At 55.3% G+C, this 26,306-nt stretch carries 22 protein-coding genes and 1 pseudogene; 9 read left to right on the top strand and 14 right to left on the bottom strand.

Annotation, left to right across the window (positions count from 1 at the left end; all coding sequences use genetic code 11):
* The first annotated feature begins 3 nt into the window (after positions 1 to 3).
* The 4 genes and pseudogenes from MasN3_RS13740 (at position 4) to MasN3_RS13725 (ending at position 1,667) form a co-directional block, all read left to right on the top strand.
* Positions 4 to 246 carry a hypothetical protein gene (locus MasN3_RS13740; protein ID WP_281907788.1) on the top strand — a complete coding sequence of 81 codons (243 nt, stop codon included), beginning with the start codon at positions 4 to 6 and terminating at the stop codon, positions 244 to 246.
* Between the two features lie 134 nt (positions 247 to 380).
* A complete protein-coding gene (locus MasN3_RS13735; protein ID WP_281907787.1) occupies positions 381 to 734 on the top strand; it encodes a four-helix bundle copper-binding protein in 354 nt (117 codons plus the stop codon).
* A 339-nt stretch (positions 735 to 1,073) separates the two neighbouring features.
* Positions 1,074 to 1,224: pseudogene (locus MasN3_RS13730) on the top strand (transposase); the annotation flags it as partial.
* Positions 1,215 to 1,667: a DUF6328 family protein gene (locus tag MasN3_RS13725; protein WP_307730421.1), complete on the top strand. Its 453-nt coding sequence runs from the start codon at positions 1,215 to 1,217 to the stop codon at positions 1,665 to 1,667. The pseudogene MasN3_RS13730 and the gene MasN3_RS13725, both read left to right, overlap by 10 nt.
* Positions 1,668 to 2,173: 506 nt before the next feature.
* Here MasN3_RS13725 and flgB read toward each other — a convergent pair.
* Positions 2,174 to 2,578, bottom strand: coding sequence for a flagellar basal body rod protein FlgB (flgB, locus tag MasN3_RS13720; RefSeq protein WP_281907785.1), 405 nt, complete (start codon positions 2,576 to 2,578; stop codon positions 2,174 to 2,176).
* Positions 2,579 to 2,769: 191 nt separating this feature from the next.
* On the opposite strand from flgB, the gene MasN3_RS13715 reads away from it, so the two are divergent.
* Positions 2,770 to 3,935 (top strand): IS3 family transposase gene (locus tag MasN3_RS13715; RefSeq protein WP_370662284.1). Its coding sequence is split into 2 segments (ribosomal slippage): positions 2,770 to 3,046 and positions 3,046 to 3,935, totalling 1,167 coding nucleotides; the frame shifts between segments, so codons are not numbered across the junction.
* A 315-nt stretch (positions 3,936 to 4,250) separates the two neighbouring features.
* Here the strand turns inward: MasN3_RS13715 and MasN3_RS13710 are convergent.
* Entirely contained in the window at positions 4,251 to 5,315 is a 1,065-nt protein-coding gene (locus MasN3_RS13710) for a patatin-like phospholipase family protein (RefSeq protein ID WP_370662290.1), read from the bottom strand.
* 487 nt (positions 5,316 to 5,802) lie between these two features.
* On the opposite strand from MasN3_RS13710, the gene MasN3_RS13705 reads away from it, so the two are divergent.
* Together MasN3_RS13705 and MasN3_RS13700 are read left to right on the top strand one after the other, a co-directional pair.
* Complete coding sequence (locus MasN3_RS13705; RefSeq protein ID WP_281907780.1) at positions 5,803 to 6,141, top strand: P-II family nitrogen regulator; 339 nt, start codon at positions 5,803 to 5,805, stop codon at positions 6,139 to 6,141.
* Between the two features lie 1,174 nt (positions 6,142 to 7,315).
* Positions 7,316 to 7,714: a diacylglycerol kinase gene (locus MasN3_RS13700; RefSeq protein WP_281907778.1), complete on the top strand. Its 399-nt coding sequence runs from the start codon at positions 7,316 to 7,318 to the stop codon at positions 7,712 to 7,714.
* Positions 7,715 to 8,734: 1,020 nt separating this feature from the next.
* Here the strand turns inward: MasN3_RS13700 and MasN3_RS13695 are convergent.
* From MasN3_RS13695 to MasN3_RS13665, 7 genes are all read right to left on the bottom strand, one after another.
* Entirely contained in the window at positions 8,735 to 10,387 is a 1,653-nt protein-coding gene (locus MasN3_RS13695) for a phosphoethanolamine transferase (RefSeq protein ID WP_281907775.1), read from the bottom strand.
* Between the two features lie 528 nt (positions 10,388 to 10,915).
* Positions 10,916 to 12,913, bottom strand: coding sequence for an LTA synthase family protein (locus MasN3_RS13690; protein WP_281907773.1), 1,998 nt, complete (start codon positions 12,911 to 12,913; stop codon positions 10,916 to 10,918).
* 77 nt (positions 12,914 to 12,990) lie between these two features.
* Positions 12,991 to 13,587 (bottom strand): SIS domain-containing protein, encoded by a 597-nt coding sequence (locus MasN3_RS13685; protein ID WP_281907772.1) that lies wholly within the window; start codon positions 13,585 to 13,587, stop codon positions 12,991 to 12,993.
* A complete protein-coding gene (locus MasN3_RS13680) occupies positions 13,584 to 14,534 on the bottom strand; it encodes a cation diffusion facilitator family transporter (RefSeq protein WP_091874635.1) in 951 nt (316 codons plus the stop codon). The genes MasN3_RS13685 and MasN3_RS13680 overlap by 4 nt, the downstream gene beginning before the upstream one ends.
* Positions 14,535 to 15,505: 971 nt before the next feature.
* Positions 15,506 to 18,670: a CusA/CzcA family heavy metal efflux RND transporter gene (locus MasN3_RS13675; protein WP_091874536.1), complete on the bottom strand. Its 3,165-nt coding sequence runs from the start codon at positions 18,668 to 18,670 to the stop codon at positions 15,506 to 15,508.
* Between the two features lie 14 nt (positions 18,671 to 18,684).
* Positions 18,685 to 19,968: an efflux RND transporter periplasmic adaptor subunit gene (locus MasN3_RS13670; protein WP_281907770.1), complete on the bottom strand. Its 1,284-nt coding sequence runs from the start codon at positions 19,966 to 19,968 to the stop codon at positions 18,685 to 18,687.
* Positions 19,965 to 21,263 carry a TolC family protein gene (locus MasN3_RS13665; RefSeq protein ID WP_091874538.1) on the bottom strand — a complete coding sequence of 433 codons (1,299 nt, stop codon included), beginning with the start codon at positions 21,261 to 21,263 and terminating at the stop codon, positions 19,965 to 19,967. Before MasN3_RS13665 ends, MasN3_RS13670 begins: the two co-directional genes overlap by 4 nt.
* 334 nt (positions 21,264 to 21,597) lie before the next feature.
* Here MasN3_RS13665 and MasN3_RS13660 point away from each other — a divergent pair, with 334 nt between their 5' ends.
* Positions 21,598 to 21,843 carry a hypothetical protein gene (locus MasN3_RS13660; protein WP_281907763.1) on the top strand — a complete coding sequence of 82 codons (246 nt, stop codon included), beginning with the start codon at positions 21,598 to 21,600 and terminating at the stop codon, positions 21,841 to 21,843.
* Positions 21,844 to 22,249: 406 nt separating this feature from the next.
* Here MasN3_RS13660 and MasN3_RS13655 read toward each other — a convergent pair whose 3' ends face one another.
* From MasN3_RS13655 to MasN3_RS13635, 5 genes are all read right to left on the bottom strand, one after another.
* Positions 22,250 to 23,221 carry a cation diffusion facilitator family transporter gene (locus MasN3_RS13655; RefSeq protein WP_281907761.1) on the bottom strand — a complete coding sequence of 324 codons (972 nt, stop codon included), beginning with the start codon at positions 23,219 to 23,221 and terminating at the stop codon, positions 22,250 to 22,252.
* 141 nt (positions 23,222 to 23,362) lie between these two features.
* A protein-coding gene (locus tag MasN3_RS13650; RefSeq protein WP_370662289.1) for an IS3 family transposase occupies positions 23,363 to 24,918 on the bottom strand; the annotation gives its coding sequence in 2 pieces (ribosomal slippage) (positions 23,363 to 24,447 and positions 24,447 to 24,918; 1,557 coding nt in all).
* Positions 24,915 to 25,190 carry a GDCCVxC domain-containing (seleno)protein gene (locus MasN3_RS13645; RefSeq protein WP_281907756.1) on the bottom strand — a complete coding sequence of 92 codons (276 nt, stop codon included), beginning with the start codon at positions 25,188 to 25,190 and terminating at the stop codon, positions 24,915 to 24,917. The genes MasN3_RS13650 and MasN3_RS13645 overlap by 4 nt, the downstream gene beginning before the upstream one ends.
* Before the next feature lie 4 nt (positions 25,191 to 25,194).
* Positions 25,195 to 25,473: a heavy-metal-associated domain-containing protein gene (locus MasN3_RS13640; protein WP_281907754.1), complete on the bottom strand. Its 279-nt coding sequence runs from the start codon at positions 25,471 to 25,473 to the stop codon at positions 25,195 to 25,197.
* Positions 25,474 to 25,485: 12 nt separating this feature from the next.
* Entirely contained in the window at positions 25,486 to 25,824 is a 339-nt protein-coding gene (locus MasN3_RS13635; protein WP_281907753.1) for a mercuric transporter MerT family protein, read from the bottom strand.
* A 69-nt stretch (positions 25,825 to 25,893) separates the two neighbouring features.
* Between MasN3_RS13635 and MasN3_RS13630 the strand changes: the two genes are divergently transcribed.
* Positions 25,894 to 26,292: a MerR family transcriptional regulator gene (locus MasN3_RS13630; protein WP_281907751.1), complete on the top strand. Its 399-nt coding sequence runs from the start codon at positions 25,894 to 25,896 to the stop codon at positions 26,290 to 26,292.
* The last annotated feature ends 14 nt before the right edge of the window (positions 26,293 to 26,306 follow it).

The following is a 26,306-nucleotide window of genomic DNA, read 5'->3' as shown; positions in this document are numbered from 1 at the left end:
GTGATGGCAACAAAAAAAGGGGCGCACGTCCCGGCACCATCTCCAGACGATCCCAAGCGTCCTGAGAGCGAAACCGACGTCGAGACGACGCGTGGAATGGACGTCGGTCACGATGTCGAGCGTGTCGATAGCGATGCATCTCCCGTGATCGACAGCGTCGAAGATTCCGAGCGGTCGGCAAACCGGGGCGATATCGAAAGCGGGGGTGAAACAGATGCAGGTGATGTCGAGCGGGGACCGGCGTGATCGGAAGGTTTGCACGTCTTGCTGTCCGCAGGCGACAAGGCAATTTGCAATTCCGCGCGTAATTATCGCACTTAGGTCTAGCATTGTGAACGCATGAGAAAAACTCTCTTTTTGAACCCGCTACGGAGGACTATATGCAAACTACAAAAATGCACGAAAACAACCTGCAGGCCTGTATCGAGGCATGTGAAGAAGCCATCCATGCAGCGCAGGCATGTGCTGCGGCTGACATTCGCGAAGGTGGCGAAGCCAATTGTGCGTTAATCAATCTTGATTGCGCCGATATTTGCAGCGCAACCATGAATGCGCTGGCTCGCGGTTCAGAGCATCATGGTGACTTCTGTACGCTCTGTGCGCATATGTGCAGGGCATGTGCGGCGGCATGTGCACCACATGCCGACAAGCATGCACATTGCGCCGCATGTAAAGCGGCCTGCGAAGCCTGTGCAGCTGCATGCGACAAACATGCCCGTGAGCGTGATATGTAAGATAGTGCAATGGCTGAAGTAGCAGATAGCCCGAGCTACGGAACGGCGCCGTCCAGTAGTAATGCAGTGAACTTCATTGCTTTTGCTTGGGCCGCCCGCGCGGCAAGTACAACCGATGGGCAGCTGACTCTAATGCAGATTGCGAAGGGAACGTTGCTGGCGGCGCCGTTCCCTTCGATGAGCCGGGCAAATAATTGCTCTTACTCATAAGCGTTGGCGATACGACTGGTATTGCTCGGGTCGCTGATCGCCAATGCGGCTACAGCAGGTAGGGTAATCGCCCCTACGAAAGGTGCGTTCAGAAATAGAATTCTCTACTTAAGACAGAGAAACGTCTACATGGACACGTCTTGCTTTACTAACAGCCAGATCATCGCCATTCTCAAGCAAGCCGAGGGCGGCACTCCTATACCGGAGCTGTGTCGTGAGCATGGCATCAGCAATGCCACGTTCTACAAGTGGTGCGCCAAGTTTGGCGGCATGGTGGCAACGACAGACGAAGACGATGGCGACCTCAGCGACATGTTGGGCGAGCTCCGCGTGCTGCTGCCCAGCGCTCAGTTGCTGTCTGCCTTTCTCATCACCGTGCCTTTTGCGCCCGGGTTTGCTAGTGTGGTGGCGGTCGAAAAGCACGTGTTTCTGGCCACCTTCGTGCTTTCTGTCGCCGCGCTAGTGCTCTTCAGCGCTCCGGCCGTGCAACACCGACTTGTGCGTCCGCTATCTAACCGGACGCGATTTAAACACATTGCGACGCGACAAATCCTCGCGGGAGCCTGCGCTTTGTCTCTGGCACTCGTGCTCGCCACGCAACTAGTGCTTTCGAGCGTACTCGGCCACATGCAGGCGAACTTGGTCGCCGGATTCGTTGCTGTGCTTATTCTGGCACTGTGGTGGGTGCTGCCTAAGGCGTGGCGCGCAAGCGGGCGGTTTTGAATCCTGACATATTGGCGCAACTGTGCGACGGCTTTACCGCATCGACAACAGAAAATGGCTCAAGCCCGCCCATAAGTGCCGGTTTGGGTGCACCCTAGAGCAGTAAGCGATGTGCTGGACCTATGGCAAGATTTCGCTCCTGGCGCCTTCAGAGTCCTGTAAGCGTGACATTCGATCGCATTGCTGATCGCGGAAGGTGGAGAATTACCATAACTTTTGCTTCGCGGCACGCCAGAACCACCGCCATGATGTTTGTCGCTATCATGCCCTGCCAGAACGGTCGCTCAAGAGTCGATCCAGAATGCTCGCGTTCAGTTCTCCTTGTCTGTAGCCTGGCTCTGCAGCTGAGACGTGCGACAAACTGGGTGCTGGTCCCGATGTTTCAAAGCATGTTGAGCTCAGAATTTCAAGCGCATGCGATACTGCCGTGCAAGCGCCGGTGCGCTTATCATGCTCTGCTTTTGGCATAGGAACGATGGCGTACATGGAAACGATATTCGAATCAATCAGTAAGGCGTCGTCCTAAAGAGTTCTTCCATCTCTTTGTACTCGTGAGACAGTTTCTGAATGGCAAGCTCATACCGAACTGCAGTGTCCGCAAAGGCAGCCCGTTCTACGTCCATGTCCACCGTATTATTGTCCACGCTTCCCTGGGATGGGACGCGATACAGAGTTGGGAACGGATCATTTGGATGAAGTGTGCGAGACCTGTGACTGCTCTGCAGTTCTGCTTCAGACGACGCCATCGCCTGGCTCAATGCAGACTTGAAGTCGAGGTCGCGTGCTTTGTAATTTGGCGTGTCGGCATTGGCTATATTAGACGCAATAAGTTCCAGCTGTCTTGCATAAATGCTCAGTGACTTCTCCCAGAAAAGGTCGTTCTCCCGCCCGTTTGCTTTGCCTATTTCCATAGCCTACTCGCAATGTGTCAATGCTCCAAGAATACAGGTGTCTCAGGAATGTAAAGGATTAATAAGACGCACTTTTACCGCTCACTGTTACAAGTAGTGCCCATCTACTCACCACACACTCCCGTATTCATGAGGTACGCTGACTTTTTCGGACACTTCCGATTGATAAAATTATCGGAAGGAGCGAACACATGAAATTGAAGACATACACACCTGAGTTCAGGACCGAAGCCGTCAAGCTGGTGCTGGAACAGGGCTTGTCGCAGGAACAGGCTGCCCAGCGGATCGGAGTGCCGAAAGGGACGCTGGCCAACTGGGTGAGCGCGGCGAAGCGCAGCACAGACCCGGCGGCACCACCAGGCAGCCGAAGCGTCGTGGAACTAGAAGCCGAGTTGGCAAAGCTGCGTAAAGAACTGGCCGTGGAGCGGATGGAAAAGGAAGTGCTAAAAAAGGCCACCGCGTACTTTGCCAGGGAGTCGCTGCCCGGTACGCGTTCATAAAATCGATGCGACTCGAGTACCCGCTTGGCCTGTTGTGCCGTGTCTTTGACGTGTCGCGCAGCGGCTATTACGCAGCGCTGGATCGTCCCGCATCGCAGCGTGCGCAGAACGACGAGAAGCTGAAGATCGCCATCAAGGCTGCTCATGTTCAAACTCGTCAGACCTATGGACCGTTGCGCTTGCAGCCGGAACTGGCTGCGCAAGGCTTCGAGGCGGGACGTGATCGGATCGTGCGGCTGCGGCGAGAGCTTGGCCTGTGCTGCAAGCAAAAGCGCAGATTCAAGGCAACGACAAACTCGAAACACGCCTACCCGGTCGCACCGAATCTGTTGGAACAGACCTTCGCGCCGACGGAGCCAAATGAAGCCTGGGTGAGCGACATCACGTACGTCGCCACCGACGAAGGCTGGCTCTACCTGGCGGGTATCAAGGACATTTTTACGTGCGAGATGGTGGGCTATGCGCTCGGGGCCAGGATGACCCAGGAGTTGACGGCGCAGGCGCTCTGGCGAGCAGTACGCAACAAGCGGCCAGCGCCAGGCCTGATTCTCCATTCGGATCGCGGCAGCCAGTACTGCGCAGATGACTATCGCAAACTGCTCGAGCAGTTCGGCATGACGGCCTCCATGTCGCGCAAGGGGAACTGCTACGACAACGCGCCTATGGAGAGCTTCTGGGGTAGCTTGAAGAACGAATTGATCCATCACCAGAGGTATGCGACCAGGGCCGAGGCGGAGTCCGCAATCACTGAATACATCGAAATTTTCTATAACCGCCAGCGGCGCCATTCGCGTCTCGGGTACCTATCGCCAGCATCGTTTGCCGAAGAATTCAGCAGACAGCAGCTGGCTGCTTGAAACGGACGTGTCCACTATTGACAGTACACCTCATTCAATACCGAAGGTGCGCGACCTGGTCGGACACTCTTATACCTGATAGTTCGACGCAACATCTGGGCGCAGCAGAGCGACGAGAAGGTCTTGGGGCGGATGCTAATGCAACTGACGTCGCACCGTGGATCAGGCCATACACCAAGGTAAATGTTCTGCCCAGTGCCGCCAGAAGTCCGCCAGACGCACGGCAGCTTGCTGTAAGGACTGCGTTGCCGCTCATCTAAAAATCCATGATACGTGGTGAACTTACCGATACGAACTGGCCTCCACGCCGTGCGCTCATTCACTCGTGCGGTCCAGTTCGTGCACCATGATGCTTTGATGGCCCTTCACCTCGTCCATCCATTTCGCCTGCTGAATGGCTTGGATTGCGTCGCTGTAACCTTGGCCCCAACGCCAGTCGATCGACCCGCTGGAGAAATTGATGTCTTTGGCCGCCATTTGCCAGTCCTTGCCGGGATAGATAAGGCGCACGATGTGCATGGTGGTTTCCGGTACAAGTAGCGGCAGCACCGCAGCGCTGATGTCGCGCTGCGATGAAGGAGGCAGCATTTGGTAGACCCGCTGCAGCATGCACTGAAGCTCATGTGTGCGCCGATACGCGTTGATATGACGCGTGGACCGGGAAGAGAAGATGATGTCTTTTTGCCGTGTGTTGACTTCGTCAAGTGTGCTCGGCTCCGCTCCTTGAGCGCGCCAGAGGTCGACCATGAAACACAAGGTATCAACAGGAGGCTCGTCATTCAGGATGCTTTCGAGCGGCGTGTTCGAGTAGAGCCCGCCGTCCCAGTAAAGCTGGCCATCGATGCGAACTGGCGGAAATGCCGGCGGCAAAGCGCCGCTGGCAAGGATATGATCGACAGTTATCGTCTGAGTGCTATTGTCGAAGCTCGCCAGTTCGCCATCGGTCACCTTCAACGCATTGACGGTCAAGCGCGTGGCGTCGGCCTGATTCAGGTGATCAAAATCGACGAAACGCTCGAGCGTGGCAGCCAGCGCCGAGGTTTCATAGAAACTTGCTTGCTCAGGCGCTACAGGGAAACCAGCGCTAAAGGGGCTCAACAGCCGCGGAGAGAAAAAACCCGAAACGCCCTGCATGAGGACGCCAGCAGTGGACATGCGAGCATGAAGTTGGCGAGTGGCATCACTCATGCGTACCATGTCCACGTCCTCCGCCTGTGACACGTGGCGCCAGAACTGCCTAAGTCGCTCCAGCCGCCGTAAGGGCGCATTGCCTGCGATCAGGGCGCCATTGATAGCGCCGATGGACGTGCCCACAACCCAGTCAGGACAAAATCCGTTTTCATCGAGTGCTTGATACACACCCGCCTGATATGCTCCCATCGCGCCCCCACCTTGCAACACGAGCGCAATACGATTCTTCGAGCGTCTAGGGATTGCCGTAGGTGCAGGCCGTGGAATCATAGGGAACTGGATGCAGTGAGGAAATTGAGGTTCATGCCGGGAGCGCAAATCGGCCCTTCAATATAAGCAGAATAAAGAATCATCGCGATAATGAACGCCATAAAAGTCCAAAAAAAGCCGTCAAGAAGATCGGTACTTCTGATCATGGGATAGTAAGTCTTCCGTGTCTCGCTACATGAAGCATATGATCGCATAAGATTGCGTGTATAGTGAGCGAATGAAATCGCGTGTACCGTGTGCTGTCAAGGTCCTTCCTGAAAAATCATAATGCGGTCGGTGCCTGGTGCGGGCCACCTGGACTGACACACTCTAAGTCTCGCGTTTCATTGATGAAATGCCACAAGATTGGTGCAGAGCTAAAACCATCGAGTTACTTAGCTGAATAAGCAAATCCTAGGGGGAAATGATGAAACAAATTGTCGGCATCATCAAACCGTTTCGCTTGGAAGCTGTAGAGCAGGCCCTTCATGCAATTGACCATTTCCCAGGATTCACGTTATTGAACGGAAAAGGACACGGACGCGGCAGTGGTATTCATCATTCGTATGCCCCGACAGAATGGGCCCCTGCCCGCGATTGCAACTTGTTAATCATATATTGCAGTGATACTCAAGCAGATGAGATTGTTGAAACGATCAAAAAAGCTGCTTATACTGGTAACCCATCGGACGGCGTCATTGCCGTATGCAACGTCGAAACAATACTTCGCATCCGCACGGGCGAACAGAACGATGATGCGGTGTAGAAATAGTCGAGTAGACAACGGTCCGGGAACTTTTCTGTTCTATTGTACGCTAAAGTACAAGTTGACTTGCGGCTTCTAAGCCCTGCATTTTGAACAGTTCAGAGCCAGATTAAGCTGTCGGCGTATGTTCCAAAGTCGGCTGTTAGCAAATTCCTGAATTTTCCTTCCATGTCAAACAGGCGGTGAGCGAGGCCGTTATAGGGGCCGTCTCGGTGTAACGCTTAACGTAGGCATTCCGCTGCGGCCGGGCCTAGCTAGATTAACTCTGTGCGGACGCCGCGCAGAGGTCACGGCGCTTGAAGTTCACGACCAGCTCTTATTGATTTTGATCAGGACTAGCAGCTGCGGTTTCATGCACGAGCCAATGGCGCTACATGATCCTCAGAGCTCAGCACGAGCACGCGATAGATTCCATCGATAAGCTTGGGATTTGTTGGAGCTCTTTACACGGCTGCGTACAGGAAGCAAAGTCGAAAACCCAAATTGCAGTGGTTACTCATCAGAGTGCCGGCTAGTCGGCAATGATGGCGTTCTCCGCCGCTAACCCAGCACTGTCCATTAGCACATTTGACTGATGCCAACGCTCCGCGCAAGCTGAACTGCGGCTGACAGCTCTGTCACAGTCTACTGCGCCACTGCTAGTCGGAACGAAGGCTCTATCATCTTTTTCGAGCGCCTTCGCGACGATACGATTGCCGTCGCGATGTCGGCGATAACTGCGAGCTCGGCTTTGCAGGCTGGGTTCAACCGGCCTTGCGTTACAGCCGCAAGAAAGCTAGATCGTGCTTACCAACACCGACTGTGTACTGTTCGGCTACCGAGTGCTGCCGTTTGAGCTACATGTGAATCTTGTGTTCACGATATATTCCCGGCTTAGTCTTACGCGCTCTGATAAAATGCTCCATCAGTGTCGTTTTTATGCGCTTATCGCCGCGCTTATATAGTTATGGAGTGCTCACTTCGTGAGCTAGACGGTGCGGCTGACCTAGATCGAATGCGCAGTTGCAAGTTACTTAAGCGTTTCCTAGCATCGGAAAAGCGCATGGTCAGCATGTGATTTGACGTCGTCTTGACTATGCGAATGCTGAAACATATGACAGAACTTCCGAACCCACCTTAACAACTTGGTTCGGCTATTACTGAAATAGTCAATTTTTCTACAGGGAAGTGAAATATGCTTCAGAACGAGCATCAGATAAGTGAATTCAAGAGTACAAGTGGGCTGAATCGCATTTTTGCGGCATCACGTTATTCTATCCAAGGTCTCCAGCTCGCGTGGAAAACAGAGCATGCATTTCGGCAAGAATTATTGGTATCAATACCTGCTATTCTCGCAGCTTTACTACTTCCAATCTCCCGCCTGGAAAGACTGGTTTTGATAATGGTCCTCGCACTAGTGGTGATTGTCGAACTGCTCAACTCAGCCGTCGAAGCAGCAATCGATCGAATCTCTCTTGAGCGGCATCCGCTATCGAAGAACGCGAAAGACTTCGGGAGTGCAGCAGTATTTTTAACCGTGATACTTGCAATAGTTACATGGGCCGTTATTGTGCTGCCCGTTTTCATGAGATAAACGTTAGCCAGTGAATTCAGGCCTTTGGGTACGGAATCATACTTAGTTGGTGCTGTTAATATCCGGGACTGTGTCAATATTGATTCCGATCAGAATTGGTGCAGGATCTAACGACGATGCTCAAACTTTTCCTTTGCTCTTAGCGTGGCATCGCACGCCAAATTATTACTACGGTCTTGGTGGCTTGGTCGCGAAGGGTAGTGCATGAAGTTACTATCCTCGACGCCGCCAAAACTCCTGCATTAATCTTTATACGAAACAATGACTCGAACAGTTCTAGACGGCCTCTACCCGATATGGGCTTCCATCAAAGGTCATTTGTTCCTAGACATATGCAATGTACATCAACTCGAAACCGTCGTGGCAGCGTCAATGCGATGTTTTAGTTTTAATGCCAGCACTCTATATGCGTTTTGTGTGCGCTGCATTTTTAATTGAATTCACTGGCGAGGTTGAGTTAGAAGCGTCCAAATCACGCATGTTTTAGCTCTTGGTACTGCGTGCGAAGTGGTGCGGCTCCTAATGGCCTGACCATCTGAGCTACTTCACATCGACACCTATACGCGATGCTCGAGAAGTCGGGACTTGGAACTTTGAGTATGAAGGCTTTTTATAAAATATGCTTTTCGAGACAATTTACTCGCGATCGTATGGCCACAGACTACTTCTATTGCGCACCTTTACTAAAATATCTTTCTAGTACATAACAATGTCGTTGTGCAGTGTCAAGGGGAACGTCCCTTGCCTCGACTATCATAAGATCACGCTGCGTGACTCGAACACAGCAACGGGGGGCGTGGGTTCCAGCCGATTCGATCACTACTGTTTCCATTCCGATCACTAGAAGTCGGTAGGCTATGCGTTTCAGGTAACATCCGGACCGCTCATCAGGGGCACTCGGCGCAATCCTTCCAAGTAAGAATGGCGCTCGCAGCTTGAGCTCTACTTTTAGCGTGCTATAAGGATGAGGGAATTACCTCTCAGGAACCGCCATCTCAGCTCAAGAAATCCTGCATAACACTATTGACGGCAGCGAAGTAGCATATCTTGGCTTCGCGAATAAACGAGATTCCTCACTTGCATCATTCCTAGAATTGTATGATAAATGTTATCGTGGCTGAGCGGTTGGTTCTGCATACCGCGTATGCATCCAGAAGATAACAGCGATCGTTGTTGAAATCCTGATGAAAGCCACAATATCATCGGCACGTGTTTCTGATCCTTTGGTGCGAACCGATAGGGCGCACCGTGAAGGTATAAACCTTTTTCGCCAAGCGATTCGCCGTGATCGGATATATAGAGAAGTGCGGTGTCATACTGCTCCGATAGTTTTTCCAGCATGCCAATTGTCCTATCGAGGACGTAGTCAGTATATACAATCGTATTGTCATAGGTGTTGTGAATTTCCTCTTTTGTGCACTTGCTGAGGTCATTCGTACGGCAAGTTGGCGCAAATCGCTCGAACTGTGCAGGATAGCGCCGCCAGTATGCTGGCCCATGGCTGCCAATTTGATGCAAAACTCTTAGCTGATCCTTTTTGTTCGCTAAAACAGATTCACGCAATCCGCTCAAGAGAATTTCGTCATAGCAATAATCTTGCTCGCATAATGCTGAATCGGTTCCAGGTTTAAATTGGACGTTCGGCACACGGTCGCAAATTCCCTTGCATCCGGTGTTGTTGTCTCGCCATTCCACCATTACGCCTGCTTTGTTCAATGTATCAAGAAGGTTAGTGCGTTCAACGGGAGCCCCCACGTCGAAATCTTTGCGTCCGAGCCCCGAGAAAATGCATGGCAGGGATATCGCCGTAGATGTACCACAGCTGCTCACGTTGCTAAACCTGTATAAGTCTTCGCGTTTTCCAAGGTGCGGCGTCGTAGCATCTTCATGCCCTAAAAACTGGAAGTTCGCTGCCCGCGCTGTTTCACCAACGACGAGTACGACCAATAATGGCTTATTCTCGGCTACAGAAGTGGACCGAGTGATTACTCCATCAACGTCGACGAGCGGCTTTTGCGACAAACTTGTTTCATGATGTATATAACGCCATGTGGCATGGAACGCGTTGCCGGGATTGATCAGATAACGGAGCGGTTTGTGGGTACGCAAGAATGTAGCGAATTGCCCTGAATACGGCATGATTCCGACTGTTACGATGATTGCGCCCAAAAATATTCCGGCAAATCTTTGTGCGAGAAAGCGTTTTGTCGAGACTTCAGCCAATCGAACTCGTGTTAACAGCCAAACCGGAGCCACACCTAGGAGCAGTAAATAAATAATGAATCTCGGACTTAACAACCCCATTGCTTCGGTGAGATCAGTTTGCGCCACGTTGCGTACCATGTCGCGATCTATCTGGATTTTATAGGTATCCGCGACAAAAGCACATATCGCTCCCGCAATAATTAATGCGCAGGTAGCGGCACGCATTATCGTACGACTTGGGACGATAAGCAAAATTGCGGCATGGAGCCAGATAAGCAACATCAGAATTGCGATTGCAAAACCGGCATCCGCCGCACTTTCAATTGGCATCACTTCCAAAAAGCTGTCCCAGAAGCGCCAGTTGTATATCGTTACTAAGCCCGAGGCTGCGACGAGGACAAACGTCAGGTCGGGGTTGCGCCCAGAAAAGTCCTGTACACGCGCCAAGATGGGTTCAAAAAAGTGCAAGAATCTTTGGATGTTCGCAGCGCTTCGCGGTGGTAGGTTTGTTTTCATTCCGTTTTTAAATCTGAATCGTTTCTGATGCCAAGAGACAGAAGCAGTCTAGGATGCCGGTGCCACTCTCAGATGGATGATGTATCAAGTATGTATGAGATTGCGTCTGGAAATTTCCAATCATTAAGCGGCGATAAGAAGTGCTCAACTCAATCGATCGAAAAATAAATTATTCCATTATGTCCAGTACGCGATATGCACGTTGTCGGGCGCCGGCGTCAAAGACAAATGTCGGCTGTTCGATTCAATGGTGACCCCAAACTCCCTGCGGCGGCAAAGACGCAAATCCCTTCGGCACCTGAAGGGGGGCAGTACTGGCAACAGTTACGCTGCTTCCTCTGGCCTTGATCGCGAACCGAACGCGGGAAGCCTGCAATACCTTCGACAATGCTGGTGACGACATGCATATACGCATTGTCATCGTCAAGACAGCTGGTGTGGATACAGGCGCATATTCCTATCGGGCACATCACGCGTGCATTACTTTACCAATCGGTAACGCTGCTCACGGTAGAGTAATGAAGGCAGCATCACATGTGCCATCGCCCTGGTTACTTGCTCTTGCAGCGGCGCATCCGTGCTCACGTCCAGCACTCCAGTTCCGCGGTCATACCGCCCCATCAAGGGTGCTTGCCCAGGGCGCAAGATGGTGGCGGAACTATCGTCGAGCCATGCAAAGTAGTTGTTGAACTGGATGAGCGCACGTCCTGGCGTTTTTTCATCCCTGACAAGGTCCCGGCCAATCATCGGGTGGTTACTCGAAACCCCGAGTAAGGAAAGCAAGGTTGGACCGAGATCGACTTGGCTCGCGATCGTTCGGATGCGCTTGGGTTGGATATCCGCACCTAGGATCAGCCCGGGAATATGGAATTTCTTGATAGGTACCAGTGCGTTGCCATATACCCGGTTGTCATGATCAGCTACGATCAGGAAGACCGTATCCTTCCAGTAGGCCTGCCTCTTGGCTTCCCGGATGAATTTTCCGAGCGCGAAATCCGCGTATTTCACTGCATTGTTGACGGTTTGCTTGGGCTTCTCGTACAGCTCGATTTTGTTGTCCGGGAACTCAAAGGGTTCATGATTCGACGATGTGAAGATCAGGCTGAAAAAGGGCTTGTTCTGCGCATGCAATGATTTAAGGCGCTCGAGGGATTTGTCGAAGAGGTCTTCGTCCGAAGCGCCCCAGCTCCCGACAAACCGCGGAGACATCTGTGGCAAGTCAACGATTTTCTGAAAGCCGTTGCCAGTAAAGAAGCTGCGCATGTTATCGAAATGTGCCTCGCCCCCGTAGACAAACTCTGTGTGATAGCCTTGTTGGCCCAGACCGGCCGCCAAAGTATAAAAATTTTGCTGCGCAAGCGACAACTTGACAACGCTGCGCGCGGGGGTTGGAGGATAGCCTGCGATAACCGCTTCAATCCCGCGAACTGAGCGTGTCCCGGTCGCGTACAGCTGTTCGAACCACCATCCTTCACCTTTAAGCTTCTCAAGCTCAGGCGTGACAGGCAAGCCGCCCAGCGACTCGACAAACGTGGCGCCAAGACTCTCTTGTAGAACAATGACAAGGTTCAGCGGACGATCGCGCTTGATTGCGGCGTCTTGCCGGTGGAGCGTAGGAATATCCTTGTTTGGGAAGACATGGTCGCGTAGCCACGGCGCGGCTATTACTTCGGCCAGTACCTGGCTCGGCGGGATACTGCCGTAAATTTCAGACGAGTTCGCCTCCTTGCGTAATGAGTTAATGGCGTCGAGAACGGACCAACCCGAGTTGATGATCAAGGAATTGACCATCGAGTCGCCGGTCAGGGCGAACAGGGCAGGGTTGGCAGGACGATGGCCGGTGGTCGAGCGAACCTGCGCAAATACCAGCAGGCAGATTAGCGGCCAAGTCAGCAGCAGGGTACGAGTCCGCCAGAACTTCATTTCCGAAGCCGCACGCCTGAAGATATAGAAGAACAGGACGGTCAAGACGACCGTAGCGCCAATGCCGAGTATCACAGCTCTGCGAAATCCATTCCACAGAGTGGCAAAGACTTCGCGTGGATAGGATAGATATTCGACGAAGAGGCGATTCGGCCTCACGTCGTACTGCATGATGAATTGCGGGGAAGACAATTCCATGAATACGATGAACATGAGTGCAAACGTCGCCCAGCTGCTTGTGAACCATTTCCAGATTGATGCACGTGAAGGATGCGCGAGCACCGGCGCAAGCAACAGGGGAATTGCAATGAAATAGCCCAGCAAAATCAGGTCGGCCCGAGCTCCCTGAAGCAAGATCTCGCCCGGAATGCCGGTTTGCTGGACACGGTCCCACTGCCACACCATCATCGAAAGGCGGGACAGTGAAAGCAGAGATAGGCCGAAAAGTGACATTTGCAGGAGGGTGACATATGGCCCGGCCCAAGAGGTCAGATGTGCCAGTCTCACGGTGGCTGCGTGGAACGACAAGCGAGGATAAGTATTGGATCTCTTCATGATGCTATCAGTGTGGACCAAGGGATCCCGGGCAAAAGGATCCTGAATGTAATGTGGATGAGGTTGAATGAACTAACTTAGCCTGGCTGTCCATAATTCCCAGGCTGGAGTGCACGCTCGACCAGCTCGATAAGAATATGGATGACTTTAATATGGAGTTCCTGGACACGGTCGGCGTAACGCCCGCCTTCAGTGCAAATGCAAATGTCCGCATGCCGCTCGAGTTCGGAGCCTGCGCGGCCAGTCATGCCAATCACTTTCATGCCTTTGGCGTGTGCGGCTTCGCTTGCTGATATAACCGAGCGGCTGCTGCCGCTCGTGCTGATCGCAAACAGCACATCGCCGGCCGAGCCGTTCCCTTGTACGAACCGCGCAAATACCTGGTCGTAACCATAATCGTTGGCGACGCAGCTGATATAACTAGGGTCGCTGATGGCGACTGCAGCCATGGCAGGGCGGTCGTCCCTGAAACGCCCCGACAGCTCTTCCGCCAAGTGCATAGCGTCGCACATCGAGCCTCCGTTCCCGCAAGAAATGATGCGATGACCGTTCTGCAATGCGTGGATCAGACAGCCAGCTGCTGCTTCAATATGTCCCAGCTGCAGGTCGTTGCTGATTAAGCTGTCGAGTGCATCCCGGGCTTGGACCAGGTTCGCCTTGATATGATCAATCATTGACGTTCTCCTTCGTGGCTGTGGCCCCCAGGCGTGGTCGCAGGACCGAAAGAGTGTTCCTCGAACGATTGTTCGCACGGTACCGACTCGATCTGAATCGTGCTGTGGTGAATGTCGTATTTGTTTGCGACGAGCTCGCGGATAGTCAATAGAAGCGCCTGCGAATCGGCAACTTCTCCATCTTGTACAATGTGTGCCGTCAAGCTGGATTTGCCGCTCGTGATTGACCAAACATGCAGGTCGTGCACACTGGCCACGCCCGGGATCCGTGACAGCGCTTCTTTTACCTCGTCAAGGCCGAGCCCCTCGGGAACACCTTCGAGCAGCACGTTCATGCTGGCCGTAAGCAGTGTCCAGGTGCGAGGCAGCACCCACAACCCGATGCCGACAGCGATTGCCGAATCTACCCAGCTCCATCCGGTGTAACGGATCACAAGGGCTCCAATGATGACGCCGATAGAGCCGAGCATGTCACTCCATACCTCTAGGTAGGCGCCTTTGACGTTGAGGCTGGCATCCTTGCCACTCGAAAGCAGCCGCATGCTGATGAGGTTAACGACGAGGCCGAAGGCAGCAACCAAAAGCATTGTTCCAGACTGGATTTCGGGCGGGTTGTTCAAGCGTTGATAAGCTTCGTACAGAATGTAGATCGCCACCAGGAATAGCAGAATGGCATTGAAGGCTGCGGCCAGAATTTCGAAACGGTAGTAGCCAAAGGTGCGCTGACTATCAGCGGGCCGCTTGCCGATGCGGATTGCGGCCAGTGATACGGCCAGTGCCGCGCTATCGGTGAACATGTGGGCAGCGTCCGAGATCAGGGCGAGACTGTTGGTGAGAATGCCGCCGATGATTTCTGCAACCAGAAATGTTGTGGTAAGGACAAGCGCGATCCAGAGAGGCCGTTCGTTTTGACCCTGTTGTGCTGCATGAGAATGTCCTGAACCCATCATCTCTCCTTTTGTATAGTATTTAAGATTGTGCTTCCATGACGACTGGTAGCTCGGCCTGATCAACCACAGCTGCTTCGTTTTGTCGCTTTGCACTAGAACACCGAGGACTATTTTCGCTTTCTCCTGGTTTTAATGCTTTTGTGGGTTTTCGTCTTGGCAGGATTGCTTCGATCCTTATATTTCAGCCAACTTAAGAACAGCATGATCACTGCGAACAGGACCAGAGCTCCAATTCCAAACATTGTGATGAGGTGGACGTGGGCCGTGTCGGCAGTCTGTTGCTCAACATTCATTTATCTCCTCCATCGAATATCGATCAGTAACGTACTTGTGTCACCCAATCAGTCCAGCAGCGTTCTCAGACAAAGCACGGTACGCACGCAAGGCAACAGCGCTAGAACGCGTCCAGCGAGTGGGTGCAGCTTTGACGTACCACTTTGTGGTGCAACACGGGCGATACAGCGCGCACTGCCGTCGGCGCTGCCGAGAACCGCGCATCAGCTCTGCTAGCGTAAGCGGACCGGCACGCCGGAAAGCCTGTGGTCGTCGCAGCAACTGCCTCAGGTGCTACAAAGCCGTCGATCTACGCACCGTTTAGCAGTTCGGGATGAAAAAGGCCGTGTGTTCCTATGGCAGTAACTTAGATGGACACTGCCACGCAACTGATCTGAGGAAAAGTTGCGTCACCGAGGACATCGCGTCAGTAGATCTGAATCTGTGCTGATCGTCAGGCTCCACTTTGATCATTCGGCTAAATTCAATAGTGACAACACGATTTACACTTAAGGCAATCAGGGCGACGCGTTCAAGTACGATTCCCCGGGTCACGAAAGTTACAAAGGGAATCCCATGCGCGACAAGATCAAGCCTGACAAGTCGAACGATGCTGCGAGCGAGCCTCGTTCGATTGTCCAGACGCATGTTGTCTCCATGGCTGGGCCGCAAGAAGTTCTCGTAGCCCAGTATACTTAATGGACGAGCGCCTTCTCCTGCGGCACCGGCACTTCGTCGCTGTCTTTGCGATGAGCAAGCCGATAGAGAAGGGGAAGCACAAGCAGCGTTAGCGCCGTCGAGGAAAGGATACCCCCGATGACAACGGTTGCCAGCGGACGCTGTACCTCGGCGCCGGTGCCGGTTGCGATGGCCATCGGTACAAAGCCCAGCGATGCCACCAAGGCGGTCATAAGAACTGGCCGGAGCCGTGTCAACGCCCCGTGCGTGATTGCCCGGTCCAGTCCCATGCCTTCCTCACGCAGGGTGCGAATATAGGAAATCATCACCAGCCCATTCAGGACCGCCACGCCTGAGAGTGCGATGAAACCGACCGCGGCCGATATTGACATCGGAATGCCGCGCAGCGCGAGGGCGATGACACCGCCAGTCAGGGCGAACGGAATCCCCGTGAACACGAGCAAGCCGTCTTTGACGTTGTTGAACATCATGAAGAGCAGCGTGAACACGATGAACAGCGCGAGTGGTACTACCACCTGCAGGCGCGCGGTTGCCGACTCTAGCTGCTGGAAGGTGCCTCCCCAACTCGTCCAGTATCCTGGCGGCACCTGGACTTCCTTGGCGATCGCAGCTGCGGCTTCGGGCACGAAGGTGCCAATATCACGCCCGCGTACGTTGGCGCTCACAACAATGCGCCGCTTGCCGTTTTCCCGACTGATCTGATTTGGTCCCGGTGCAAATTCAAGCGTCGCCACTTCGCCCAAAGGAATGTAGGACGTCGGGCTCCCCTCCTTGACAGGCAGTGGGACAGGAAGCTGCCTGAGCGCGTCCAGATCGGCCCTCAACGTTTCAGGCAGGCGGACCACGATATCGAAGCGGCGGTCGCCTTCGAACATGGTACCGGCCTCGCGCCCCCCGGTTGCAATGGCGAGTGCTTCCTGAACGGCGCCGATGTTCAGGCCATAGCGCGCCGTTTTCTCGCGGTCGATGTTTACGGTCAGCATCGGCAGGCCGCCCGTCTGCTCGACCTTCACCTCCGCTGCGCCGGGGATGCGCTGAAGTACCTCGGCAATTTCCTGGCCTGTCGAAGCAAGCACCTCCATATCGTCGCCGAAGACCTTGACGGCAACGTCGCTGCGCACGCCAGAAATTAGTTCATTAAAACGTAACTGGATGGGCTGCGAAAATTCGTAGGCGTTGCCTGCGTATTTTTCGGACTCTTCCTGGATCGCTGTGACCAGCTCCGCCCGACTCTTCTTTGGCGTTGGCCAGTCCGATTCGGGCTTGAGCATGATGTAGCCATCAGAGATATTTGGCGGCATTGGATCCGACGCGATCTCCGCAGTACCGGTCCTGGCGAACACCCGGTCGATCTCGGGGAACTTTGCCTTCAGCCCGGCTTCGATCTTCTTCTGCATTTCTACGGATTGGCTCAAGCTGGTTCCTGGAATTCGCAGGGCCTGAATCGCGAGGTCGCCTTCGTTCAGGCTCGGGATGAATTCACTACCAAGGCGCGTCACCAGGAGTCCCGACAGGAGGACCAGGACGGTTGCGCTAGTGATGACCAGTGCGGCATTGCGCATCACCTTCTCGAGCATCGGTGCATAGGCGCGTTTGGCCAGGCCCATGATCCTGTTTTCCTTCTCCGTAACGCGTTTGCCGATGAACAGGGCAACTGCAGCCGGAATGAAGGTGATCGACAGGATCATCGCTCCGACCAGTGCCGCAACAACGGCGAACGCCATCGGATGGAACATTTTGCCTTCAACGCCAGAGAGCGCGAAGATCGGCAGGTAGACAACCATGATGATGAGCTGACCAAAGAGCAGGGGACGCCGTGCTTCCTTGGCAGCCGCGAACACTTCATGGAAGCGCTCAGTCAGAGTGAGATCCCGCTTATGGTGTTCCTGAGCGTGCGCTAGTCGCCGGACGCAGTTTTCAACGATGACAACGGCCCCGTCGATGATGATGCCAAAGTCGAGCGCACCCAGGCTCATCAAATTGGCGCTGACTTTATAGGTCACCATGCCCGTAAAGGTGAAAAGCATTGCCAACGGGATAACCATTGCAGTAATGATTGCAGCCCGGATATTCCCCAGGAACAGAAATAGAATGACGATTACAAGGATTGCGCCTTCGAGAAGATTTTTCTTTACCGTATTGATCGCCTTGTCGACGAGTACTGTACGGTCGTAGACCGGGACGGCCTTAACACCTTTCGGTAGCGAGCGATTGACATCGACCATCTTGGTAGCCACCGCCTGGGACACTGCACGGCTGTTTTCGCCAATGAGCATGAATACCGTTCCCAGCACGACCTCGCGGCCGTTCTCGGTCGCCGCGCCGGTACGCAGCTCACGGCCGATATCGACGGTGGCGACATCACGTACACGGATCGGGACGCCATCGACGTTGCTGAGGATGCTATTGCGGATATCGTCGAGGGTGCGTACCTGGCCCGGCGCCCTGATCAGGAACTGCTCGCCGCGGCGTTCGATATAGCCGGCGCCGACGTTGTTGTTGTTCTGATCGATCGAGCTGACAACGTCGGATAGCGACAGGCCATAGGAACTGAGTTTGGCTGGATCAGGCGCGATCAGGTATTCCTTGGCGAAGCCGCCAATCGAGTTGATTTCGGTGACTCCGGCAACCTGGCGCAACTGGGGCTTGATGATCCAGTCCTGTATCTCACGCAGGTCGGTCGGCGTGTAGGGGCTGCCATCGGGCTTCTTCGCACCGGGTTCGCTCTCTACCGTCCACAGGTAGATCTCGCCCAGGCCTGTGGAGATCGGCCCCATCATTGGGACAACTCCGCCAGGCAGGTTTTCCCTCGCCTCCTGTATCCTCTGGTTGACAAGCTGGCGGGCAAAATAGATGTCTGTCCCGTCTTTGAAAATAACAGTGACCTGCGACAGGCCGTAGCGCGACAGCGAGCGGGTTTCCTCCAGACCAGGCAGGCCGGCCATGACCGTCTCGATCGGGAAGGTGACGCGTTGCTCCACTTCGAGCGGCGAATAGCCAGCCGCCGACGTGTTAATCTGGACCTGGACGTTGGTAATGTCAGGAACTGCGTCGATCGGCAGCTTCTGGTAGTTGTAGATGCCGACAGCAGCCATCGCGATGACAGCTAGCATAACGAGCCATCGGTGTTCGATGGCAAAGCGGATTATTCGTTCAAACATGTCTGGTTCCTCGTTCAGTGTGCGTGCTCGGCACTGCCTTTGCCTTGCTCGGCCTTCACAACGAAGCTACCCGTTGCAACGTATTCGGCGCCGGCAGTCAAGCCCTGAACGATCTCCACGACCTTGCCGTCGCTCGCTCCCAGAGTGACTGGCTGCGCCTGGAAGCCTTGCGCCGCCTTGACAAACACCACCGTCTTGCCTTCGATTGTCTGCACGCCATCGGCCTGCACTGTGACGGCGGCCTCCTTCTTGCCACGTACCACTGACACGTTCACGAACAAGCCCGGCCGCCAGGCGAGGCCCGGGTTATCGACCACGACACGCGCGGTCGCAGTCCTTGTCTGTTCACCCAGCAGGTTACCCATGTAGCTCACCTTTCCGTTGACTGCTTCGCCACCGGCAGGAGAACGGATGGTCACGCTTTGGCCTACCCGAATCGTTCCCAAGTCTTTCGGGCTGACGGCAATCCGTACCCACACTTTCGACAGGTCGGACAGGACGAATGCGTTGGCGTCTTCCTTGACCGCCTCGCCTTGGGCTAGGTGCTTTTCGACCACCACGGCGTTGAACGGCGCGCGTAGTACATAGCGATTCAGGGCGTCCGAGCCTAGCCCAGCGCCGAGCGCCGTCAGTTTCGACCGCGCAGACTGTGCTTCGATCTGGGCCTCGCGGTATTGCTGCTCGGCCTGCAGGTAATCCTGCTGGGCCGAAATCTTGTCCTCCCAAAGCTTCTTCTCGCGTTCATACGTCACACGCGCGAGTCCCAGGCGCTTGTCCGCAGCGAGGACAGCGCTGCGCAGTTCAGCGAGCTCCGGGCTCGCAATCTCGGCCAGTGCCTGCCCCTTCCTGACGTCCTGGCCGAGCGCGGCGGAAACCGATTCGACGACACCGGCGACACGGGGAACCACGTGCGCCGTGCGATCCTCATTGAAGTTCACCTCGCCAGGCAGGGTCACGGCCGTGTCGACGCTGGCCGCGCCAGCTCTGGCGGTAACGATGCCAGCGCTTTGAATCTGCTGGGGAGTCATCTTGATCAGGCCGGGCGCGGCGTCAGCATGACCTTCTTCCTTGCCTTCGCCATGAGCCTCTTCCTTACCTTCGCCATGAGTTTCTTTCTCGCCTTCGGCATGTCCCCCTTTTGCAGCAGTTTTTTCCGTCGTTTCCTCAGCATGTTCCGCTTCGCCCTCGCCGGAAGAGGCATCTTTTTTCCAGAATAGAATGGCAAGCGCAAGAACAATACCTACGGCAACAACTGTCAGGATGGAAAAGGCGGACTTTTTGTCTATGTTGAACTTCATGGAGAGATCCTGTTGTATGAGGTGGCGCCGTCGACGTCGACATAGCGGCCAAGGTCTGCGACGGCACGGTAGCGGTCGTACAGCGCCTGGATATACTGCGTGCGAGTCTGCAGGAGCGTCCGCTGGGCGTCGAGGACGTCGAGGAAACTGAACTTGCCTGCTTCAAATCCGGTGACGGCCGCATCGAACACACGCTGCGCCCTCGGCAAAATATCCTGGCGCATGGTGCGTACCTGTTCTCGGGAGAGCTGTGCACGCTGGTAGGCAGCAGTCAACGATTGGTGAAGGCGCAGCTGCTCCGCTTCGAGTTCAGTACGTGCCTTTTCAGCCCGGGAGAGCGACGCCTGGAGACTGCCCTGATTCCGGTTAAACAAGGGAATTGGCACCGAAACGCCGAGCACGGTTTGCGAGCGTCCGATTTCGTCATCCTTTTGTCTGCCGACGATGAGCGTCAAATCAGGAATGCGCTGGGAACGGTCGAGGCCTACCTGGGCTACCTCACGCTCTACCTGTAGGCGGGAGCGCCGCAGCTGGGGCGAGGCGTCCAGCCGACGCTGCAGCACGTCCAGTGCCGGGGCAGGCGCCAGGTCCAGCTCGGGTATCACGAGCGGCTGCGATATCGCGGTGGTTTCCCCCCAGTAGGCAGCTAATGTGTGCAAGGCGATGGACAGTTCGTTCTGGGCCTGTGAAAGTTCTAGCCGGGCCGCTGCCTGGGCGACGCCGGCGCGATCCTGCTCGACAGGCGATACTCGCCCGGCTGCGACCCGTTTTTCCGCCGCAACGGCAGCCTTGCTGGCCACGTCGAGCGAAGCCTGGGCCACTTGCAGCCGCTCATGCGCACCAAGTGCGTCGAAATAGGCGCTGGTGACATCGGCGCGCAGGTCTATGCGCGCAACGCCAAGATTCCCTTCGGCGAGGCTGCGCTCGGTCTCCGCAAGCCTAATGCGGGCCGAGCGCTTGCCTCCGAGTTCGAGCACCTGGCTAACCTGAACTGTTTGGGTGCGGGTGCCGCGCTGGGTTCCCTCACGCACGTACGAGACCTCTGGATTGCGAAACACGGCGGCCTGGCGGCGCGCACCCTGGGCAATCGCCACGTCGAGCGCGGCTGCGCGCAGTGTCGGATTGGCCGCCAGGGCCTTAGCAACTGCCTGCTCGAGTGTCAGGGGCGAGCTCGTGGCCGGGAAGGGCTGCTGGGTTGCCTCAGGCAGAACTTGCTGCGCTGTCATCTGCGCAGCACTCGGTAACGCCTGTGAAAATAGCACAGCCGCCCCGAGGACGAAAAATTTTGGATGCATGAATAACTCCGGTCATTGAAAACGAAGGCTATTCAGCAGCGAGACGTATCGGGCTGGCCAACCGGCCTCCCGCACAACGATAAATGGATATATACGATCTGCCGCCGAATCAAACGGCAGAGATCCATTGGGGCCGATCTGGCCGATCGGAATGCAAGGAAGAATAGTGCAGCAAAGTAGCCGGCGGCACGAGGCGGACAGGCTCGACGATCGCTAAGGGTACCGGAAGAGCAGCGACCGACAGCGAAATGTGGGTGCAGGACGAGCAGTGCGAATGCACACTTGCTTTCTTTGCCGAGCCAGAGGGCTGGTCCTTCCCGTCGAACGCGAATTTATGAACATCGGCTTCGGACGAGTGGTGTCCGAAATGCTGAGCGGCAAGGCCCGACTCATGCTCGCAATACGCAGCGACCACACTCCAGCTGAGCTGGAGAGCAAGAATCGTCAAGACGAGGTAGATGAAGCGTCGGGCGGCCATGGGAATAAGTATAGCATGAGACAGCGGTTGTCTTTAGCACCCCACGGAACCAATAGCCTTGATGTCAGAGTTTTTGCGGCATGTCCGGCAGCATGGATCTGATTTGTGCTGAAAGAGCTCTCAGGGAGAGGCAAACGTCTACATCGGCCAGACACAATGAAGGATCTTCGACAGCGAAATCAGTCAAATGCCATAGTTTTCGGGGTTGTCCAGCATGAGTCGTTTTAGTAATTGGCGATCGACTAGAAGCAAGCAAAAGCCGTCCCTTCCTGAAGCGACACGGCCCGCTAAGTGGGGCGTGAGATTGACACTGTCTTCCGCATTTTAAAAAAAATCGGAATTCGGTAGCTGCGTCGGATGTTCCGATCTCATCAGACTGTTCCACAATTTTCCGCCACGATGCTCCAGCTGAGCTGCAGCATCGTGATTGTCAGCAAAGCATAAAAAAAGCATGTCATGGAACAAGTACAGCAGGGCCTCCTGCATTGGAATACTCCGCCATTTTCCTTTAGTCCTGACGTCTTTTTTGAACCTCGGACGTTGTGCCCGTTTTCTCTGGCGCCTCGATGTCGATCGCAATATGTTCGAAAGCTCTGTCACCGATGAGTTTTTTCACGTTCGACTTGAACGACATGACTTTGTTGGCAGTAGCTCCCGGTGAGACGACGACATGGGTTGTCAGGACATGTTTCTCGCCGTCGATCGACCAGCTATGGGTATCGTGGACATCGATGACCCCGGGAATAGCCTTGACCGCAGTTTCAAAGGCGGGAAGGTCGAAGGTGGACGGAGTCCGCTGCAGGAAAACCTCGAAGAACTTCCGGAGATTGCGGAAAACATTCCACAAGACGAAGAGCGAAATACCGATCGATAGGGCCGGGTCGATCCAGGGGAGTTCCCAGACTGCCATCACCGCGGCGCCAATCAGCACCGCAATCCAGCCGAGGGTGTCTTCCAGCAGGTGCCAGCTGACGACTTTCTCGGTTAGCGACTCCCCCTTGCGAACACGCAGAACCGCTGCGCCATTGAAGATGACGCCAACCACCGCCAGCACGATCATACCCGTCGCGTTGACTTCCTGCGGATCGAAAAGGCGCTGCGCTGCGTTCCACAGGATGAAGCCGATGCCGGCAATTAATACGATACCGGTGATCAGGCCGCCAAGCAGTGAGTATCGAGCGTAGCCATAGGTGTCTTTTGGGGTGCTGCCGTGCTTTGAAAGCCGATCGAAGTACCAGGCAAGTCCGAGCGAGATCGAGTCGCCGAGGTCATGCACGGCGTCGCTGAGAATGGCAACGCTATTTGTCCATAGTCCGCCGGCGAATTCGATCAGCGTGAACGTGAGGTTCAGCAGAAAGGCAAGCTTGAGGTTGCCGCTGCTGTGGCTGTGGCTGTGGCTGTGTTCGCCTCCCATTAATCGATCCTCATCAGCAATTCCAGTCAAGGTTCTTGTCAGGCCGTTCGATGTAATGTCGAGCATGTTACCGCCATGCGCAAAAACGCGACGCCCGCCACTCACTTCCAGGATACGTTGATTAGGCGCTTAATCCCAGTTGTCAAAGACGACGCAGGTCAGCCGCAGCACGGATGCGGCGTTTGTCAACGTAGTTGTCGCGTCACCTCAAGCTGCGCGCTTTAATTCTTCTGGTCGAATCCGTTCCGGATTCAACCAGACCTGATTCTCCAGTGTCCAGTTCCTGATGCCCCGCGACCAGCGCTGCGGGTGACGGTTTCGGGCATCGTCATAAACCTGCTCCCGGCGTTTCAGGATCGCCGCGTCCTGGCCGTTGTGACGCTGTGCCGGTGTAACGAATTTCAGGCCGCTGTGCTTGTGCTCCTGGTTGTACCAACGTACGAATTTCTGCGTCCATGCCTGCGCCTGTTCCAGGCTCCCGAATGGTTTTCTCGGGTAGTCCGGACGGTATTTGCAGGTACGGAACAACGACTCGGCGTAGGCATTGTCGTTGCTCACACGCGGCCTGCTGAACGACGGTGCCACACCCAACTGCTCCAGCGTGGCCAGCATGGTCGCGCCTTTCATGGCACTGCCATTGTCTGAATGGAGCACCAGGGAACGGCCTGCCAATCCTTCGGCCAAGCTGGCCCGGCGCATCAGCCGTGACGCCAGTTCCGCCGATTCCGCGACATGCACTTCATGGCCGACGATCTTACGGCTGAAGACATCGAGCACCATGTACCAATAGTAAAACTGGCCTTTCACGGCGGCCGGCATCCAGGTTATGTCCCAACTCCATACCTGGTTCGGGCCGGTGGCGCAATGGCTCGTGACGACGCGCTCAGAAGGCTTCTTCGCTCGGCCTCGGTGATGCTGTTGCGATGCCGCTTTCAAGACGCGGTAGAAGCTCGACTCCGACGCCATGTACACGCCGCGATCGGCCAGCGCCGGCACGATCTGGCTCGGTGGAAGGCTGGCGAATTCCTCGCTGTTGGCAACGGCCAGGATCTCGGCTCGCTCGTCCTCGCTCAGTTTGTTGGCCGGTTCTGGACGCACACTGGTTGGACGGCTGTCAGTGGCCACGGCATCGTCGCCTTCACGCACCCAGCGCTGAAATGTGCGCAGGGTGATGCCCAACTCGAGGCAGGCTGGCGCAAGGCGACTGCCCGCTGTCTGTGCTTCACGGATCAACTCGACACACGACAGGCGATCTGGGACGCTGATCAGTCTTCCTCTTTGTCCCCCCAGATCGCCTGGGCTTTTTTTCGCAAGATCAACAGCGCTGCCGCCTCGGCCAGCGCTTTCTCCTTGCGCTGCAAGTCCTTCTCCAGCTGCCGGATGCGCTTCTTGTCTTCCTTCGACTGCGCCAGCTGGCCCCGCGTCTGCTGCGTCGTGCTCGCATTGGCGGCCATGCATGCGGCGCGCCACATGGCGATCTGCTCGGCGAATAACCCCTTGCGACGGCAATACTCGGCCAGCTCGCTGGCGTTCAGCGCGGCCGTCTCCAACACCACGGCAAACTTGTCTTCCGAGGTCCATTCCTCAGCATTTTTCCCACTACCCGGCACCGCTGTTCCCTGATTACGAAGTTGACGGCGCCAAGTATAAAGGGTCTGCTCGGTAATCCCGCTCTCGCGAGCCAGCTCCGACACCAACCTGTTCTGCGGCGGCATCATCTGCCGTAGTAGTGCTTCTTTCCGTTCTGCTGAATACTGCTTCACGCAATCTCTCTTGCCCGTCCCCGGTATGGTTTTACTTCACCAAGTGACGCGACAACTATTCTGACACCGGGGGGATGGTCCAGTTGAATCGGCGGGCACTTCATCGTGCCGTACGAGCAAAAGACGCAGCAGTCGCCAGTCTTCGGGCGCAGCACGACCTCGCACCCTTCGCATGCGTAGTAGAACTGGCACGCGTCAGTCGGCATGGTTTCCTCTTTGCTGTGGCCGCAATGCGGACAGGTCAGGACCGACTCCAGGATAGCTTTGGTCATTGGGCTATTTCCTGGCATTCGATGGGAAGCCTGCGTCGGCTGTCGCCTTCGTTAGCATCGCCGCGCTGGCCTTGTCGGGGTCAATCCGCACGGTGGCCGTCTTGCGCTCGTAATCGATTTTCACGTCGCTGACGCCCGGAACCTGCTGTAGCGCCATCTTGACAGTAATCGGGCAAGTTGCGCAGGTCATGTTCTGCACGTCGAGGGTGAGGGTTTGTGTTGTGCCGGCGATGGCCGAACCGGTCAGCAATAAGCCGGCGATCGCGATGTTATAGATGCGCATCGAATAATCCTTTTAGTAGAACAGCGAGGCGTACAAGGGAAAGGTCAGCAGCAATATGACCGGCAATGAAACAAGCCAGAACAAGATGCGTTGATTCCTGAGCATGCGGTCATCGGAACAGGCTTCAGCCGGCGTGCACGCACGCCGGCGCAGATACAAGCTATTGAATGCCATGCTGAGGCACAGTGCCGTAAGCGCGGTGAGATAGGGGCTATAGGGTTCGAACGCAATCAGGAGAGACGCCCAACCGCCGCCGATACCCAGCAATAGCAGGATGAGCGGCCCCGCACAACAAGCCGATGCACCCAGCGCAGCCAGCGCACCTGCGACTAAAGGCCCTTTGGTTCCCATCTTGTCCCTGTCCCAATCGATTGATCCACAGATAGGATAAACTCCGTACATAGATACGGAGTCAAGTGTATGCCTGAGAAAATGACGATAAGCCGCTTGTCGACCGCCGCCGGAGTGAACGTCGAGACTGTCCGCTTTTACCAGCGCAGTGGATTGATCGATGAGCCGGTGCGGCCGAGTAGCGGCTACCGCACCTATGGAGACGAACATGTACGCCGGATTCGCTTCGTCAAGCGCGCGCAGCTTCTCGGCTTTACGCTGGAGGAAATTGCGAGCTTGCTGAAACTGGAAGGCTCGGGGACATGTTCGAGCACGCGCGCGCTCGCGGGGAAAAAGCTCGCTTTGGTGGAGGCAAAGGTGGGCGACCTCCTTGCAATGAGGACAGCACTGGCCACTATGGTTGCGCGCTGCGACAGCGAAGCTCTGGAGACGAGCTGTCCGATCATTCAGGCATTGATCGACGACTGATTGGGCGAGTAAGC

Origin of the sequence: Massilia varians (genome assembly GCF_027923905.1) — a bacterium.
Classification (GTDB): Bacteria; Pseudomonadota; Gammaproteobacteria; order Burkholderiales; family Burkholderiaceae_D; genus Telluria; species Telluria varians_B.
The sequence above is the reverse complement of the archived record's forward strand: the minus strand, read 5'-3'. Positions and strand labels throughout refer to the sequence as shown.

Excerpts from the sequence above, each read along its gene's own strand:
- MasN3_RS13740 (WP_281907788.1), top strand. The coding sequence starts at position 4 with ATGGCAACAAAAAAAGGGGCGCACGTCCCGGCACCATCTCCAGACGAT.
- MasN3_RS13735 (WP_281907787.1), top strand. The coding sequence starts at position 381 with ATGCAAACTACAAAAATGCACGAAAACAACCTGCAGGCCTGTATCGAG.
- MasN3_RS13725 (WP_307730421.1), top strand. The coding sequence starts at position 1,215 with ATGGTGGCAACGACAGACGAAGACGATGGCGACCTCAGCGACATGTTG.
- flgB (WP_281907785.1), bottom strand. The coding sequence starts at position 2,578 with ATGGAAATAGGCAAAGCAAACGGGCGGGAGAACGACCTTTTCTGGGAG.
- MasN3_RS13710 (WP_370662290.1), bottom strand. The coding sequence starts at position 5,315 with ATGGGAGCATATCAGGCGGGTGTGTATCAAGCACTCGATGAAAACGGA.
- MasN3_RS13705 (WP_281907780.1), top strand. The coding sequence starts at position 5,803 with ATGAAACAAATTGTCGGCATCATCAAACCGTTTCGCTTGGAAGCTGTA.
- MasN3_RS13700 (WP_281907778.1), top strand. The coding sequence starts at position 7,316 with ATGCTTCAGAACGAGCATCAGATAAGTGAATTCAAGAGTACAAGTGGG.
- MasN3_RS13690 (WP_281907773.1), bottom strand. The coding sequence starts at position 12,913 with ATGAAGAGATCCAATACTTATCCTCGCTTGTCGTTCCACGCAGCCACC.
- MasN3_RS13685 (WP_281907772.1), bottom strand. The coding sequence starts at position 13,587 with ATGATTGATCATATCAAGGCGAACCTGGTCCAAGCCCGGGATGCACTC.
- MasN3_RS13680 (WP_091874635.1), bottom strand. The coding sequence starts at position 14,534 with ATGGGTTCAGGACATTCTCATGCAGCACAACAGGGTCAAAACGAACGG.
- MasN3_RS13675 (WP_091874536.1), bottom strand. The coding sequence starts at position 18,670 with ATGTTTGAACGAATAATCCGCTTTGCCATCGAACACCGATGGCTCGTT.
- MasN3_RS13670 (WP_281907770.1), bottom strand. The coding sequence starts at position 19,968 with ATGAAGTTCAACATAGACAAAAAGTCCGCCTTTTCCATCCTGACAGTT.
- MasN3_RS13665 (WP_091874538.1), bottom strand. The coding sequence starts at position 21,263 with ATGCATCCAAAATTTTTCGTCCTCGGGGCGGCTGTGCTATTTTCACAG.
- MasN3_RS13660 (WP_281907763.1), top strand. The coding sequence starts at position 21,598 with ATGAACATCGGCTTCGGACGAGTGGTGTCCGAAATGCTGAGCGGCAAG.
- MasN3_RS13655 (WP_281907761.1), bottom strand. The coding sequence starts at position 23,221 with ATGCTCGACATTACATCGAACGGCCTGACAAGAACCTTGACTGGAATT.
- MasN3_RS13645 (WP_281907756.1), bottom strand. The coding sequence starts at position 25,190 with ATGACCAAAGCTATCCTGGAGTCGGTCCTGACCTGTCCGCATTGCGGC.
- MasN3_RS13640 (WP_281907754.1), bottom strand. The coding sequence starts at position 25,473 with ATGCGCATCTATAACATCGCGATCGCCGGCTTATTGCTGACCGGTTCG.
- MasN3_RS13635 (WP_281907753.1), bottom strand. The coding sequence starts at position 25,824 with ATGGGAACCAAAGGGCCTTTAGTCGCAGGTGCGCTGGCTGCGCTGGGT.
- MasN3_RS13630 (WP_281907751.1), top strand. The coding sequence starts at position 25,894 with ATGCCTGAGAAAATGACGATAAGCCGCTTGTCGACCGCCGCCGGAGTG.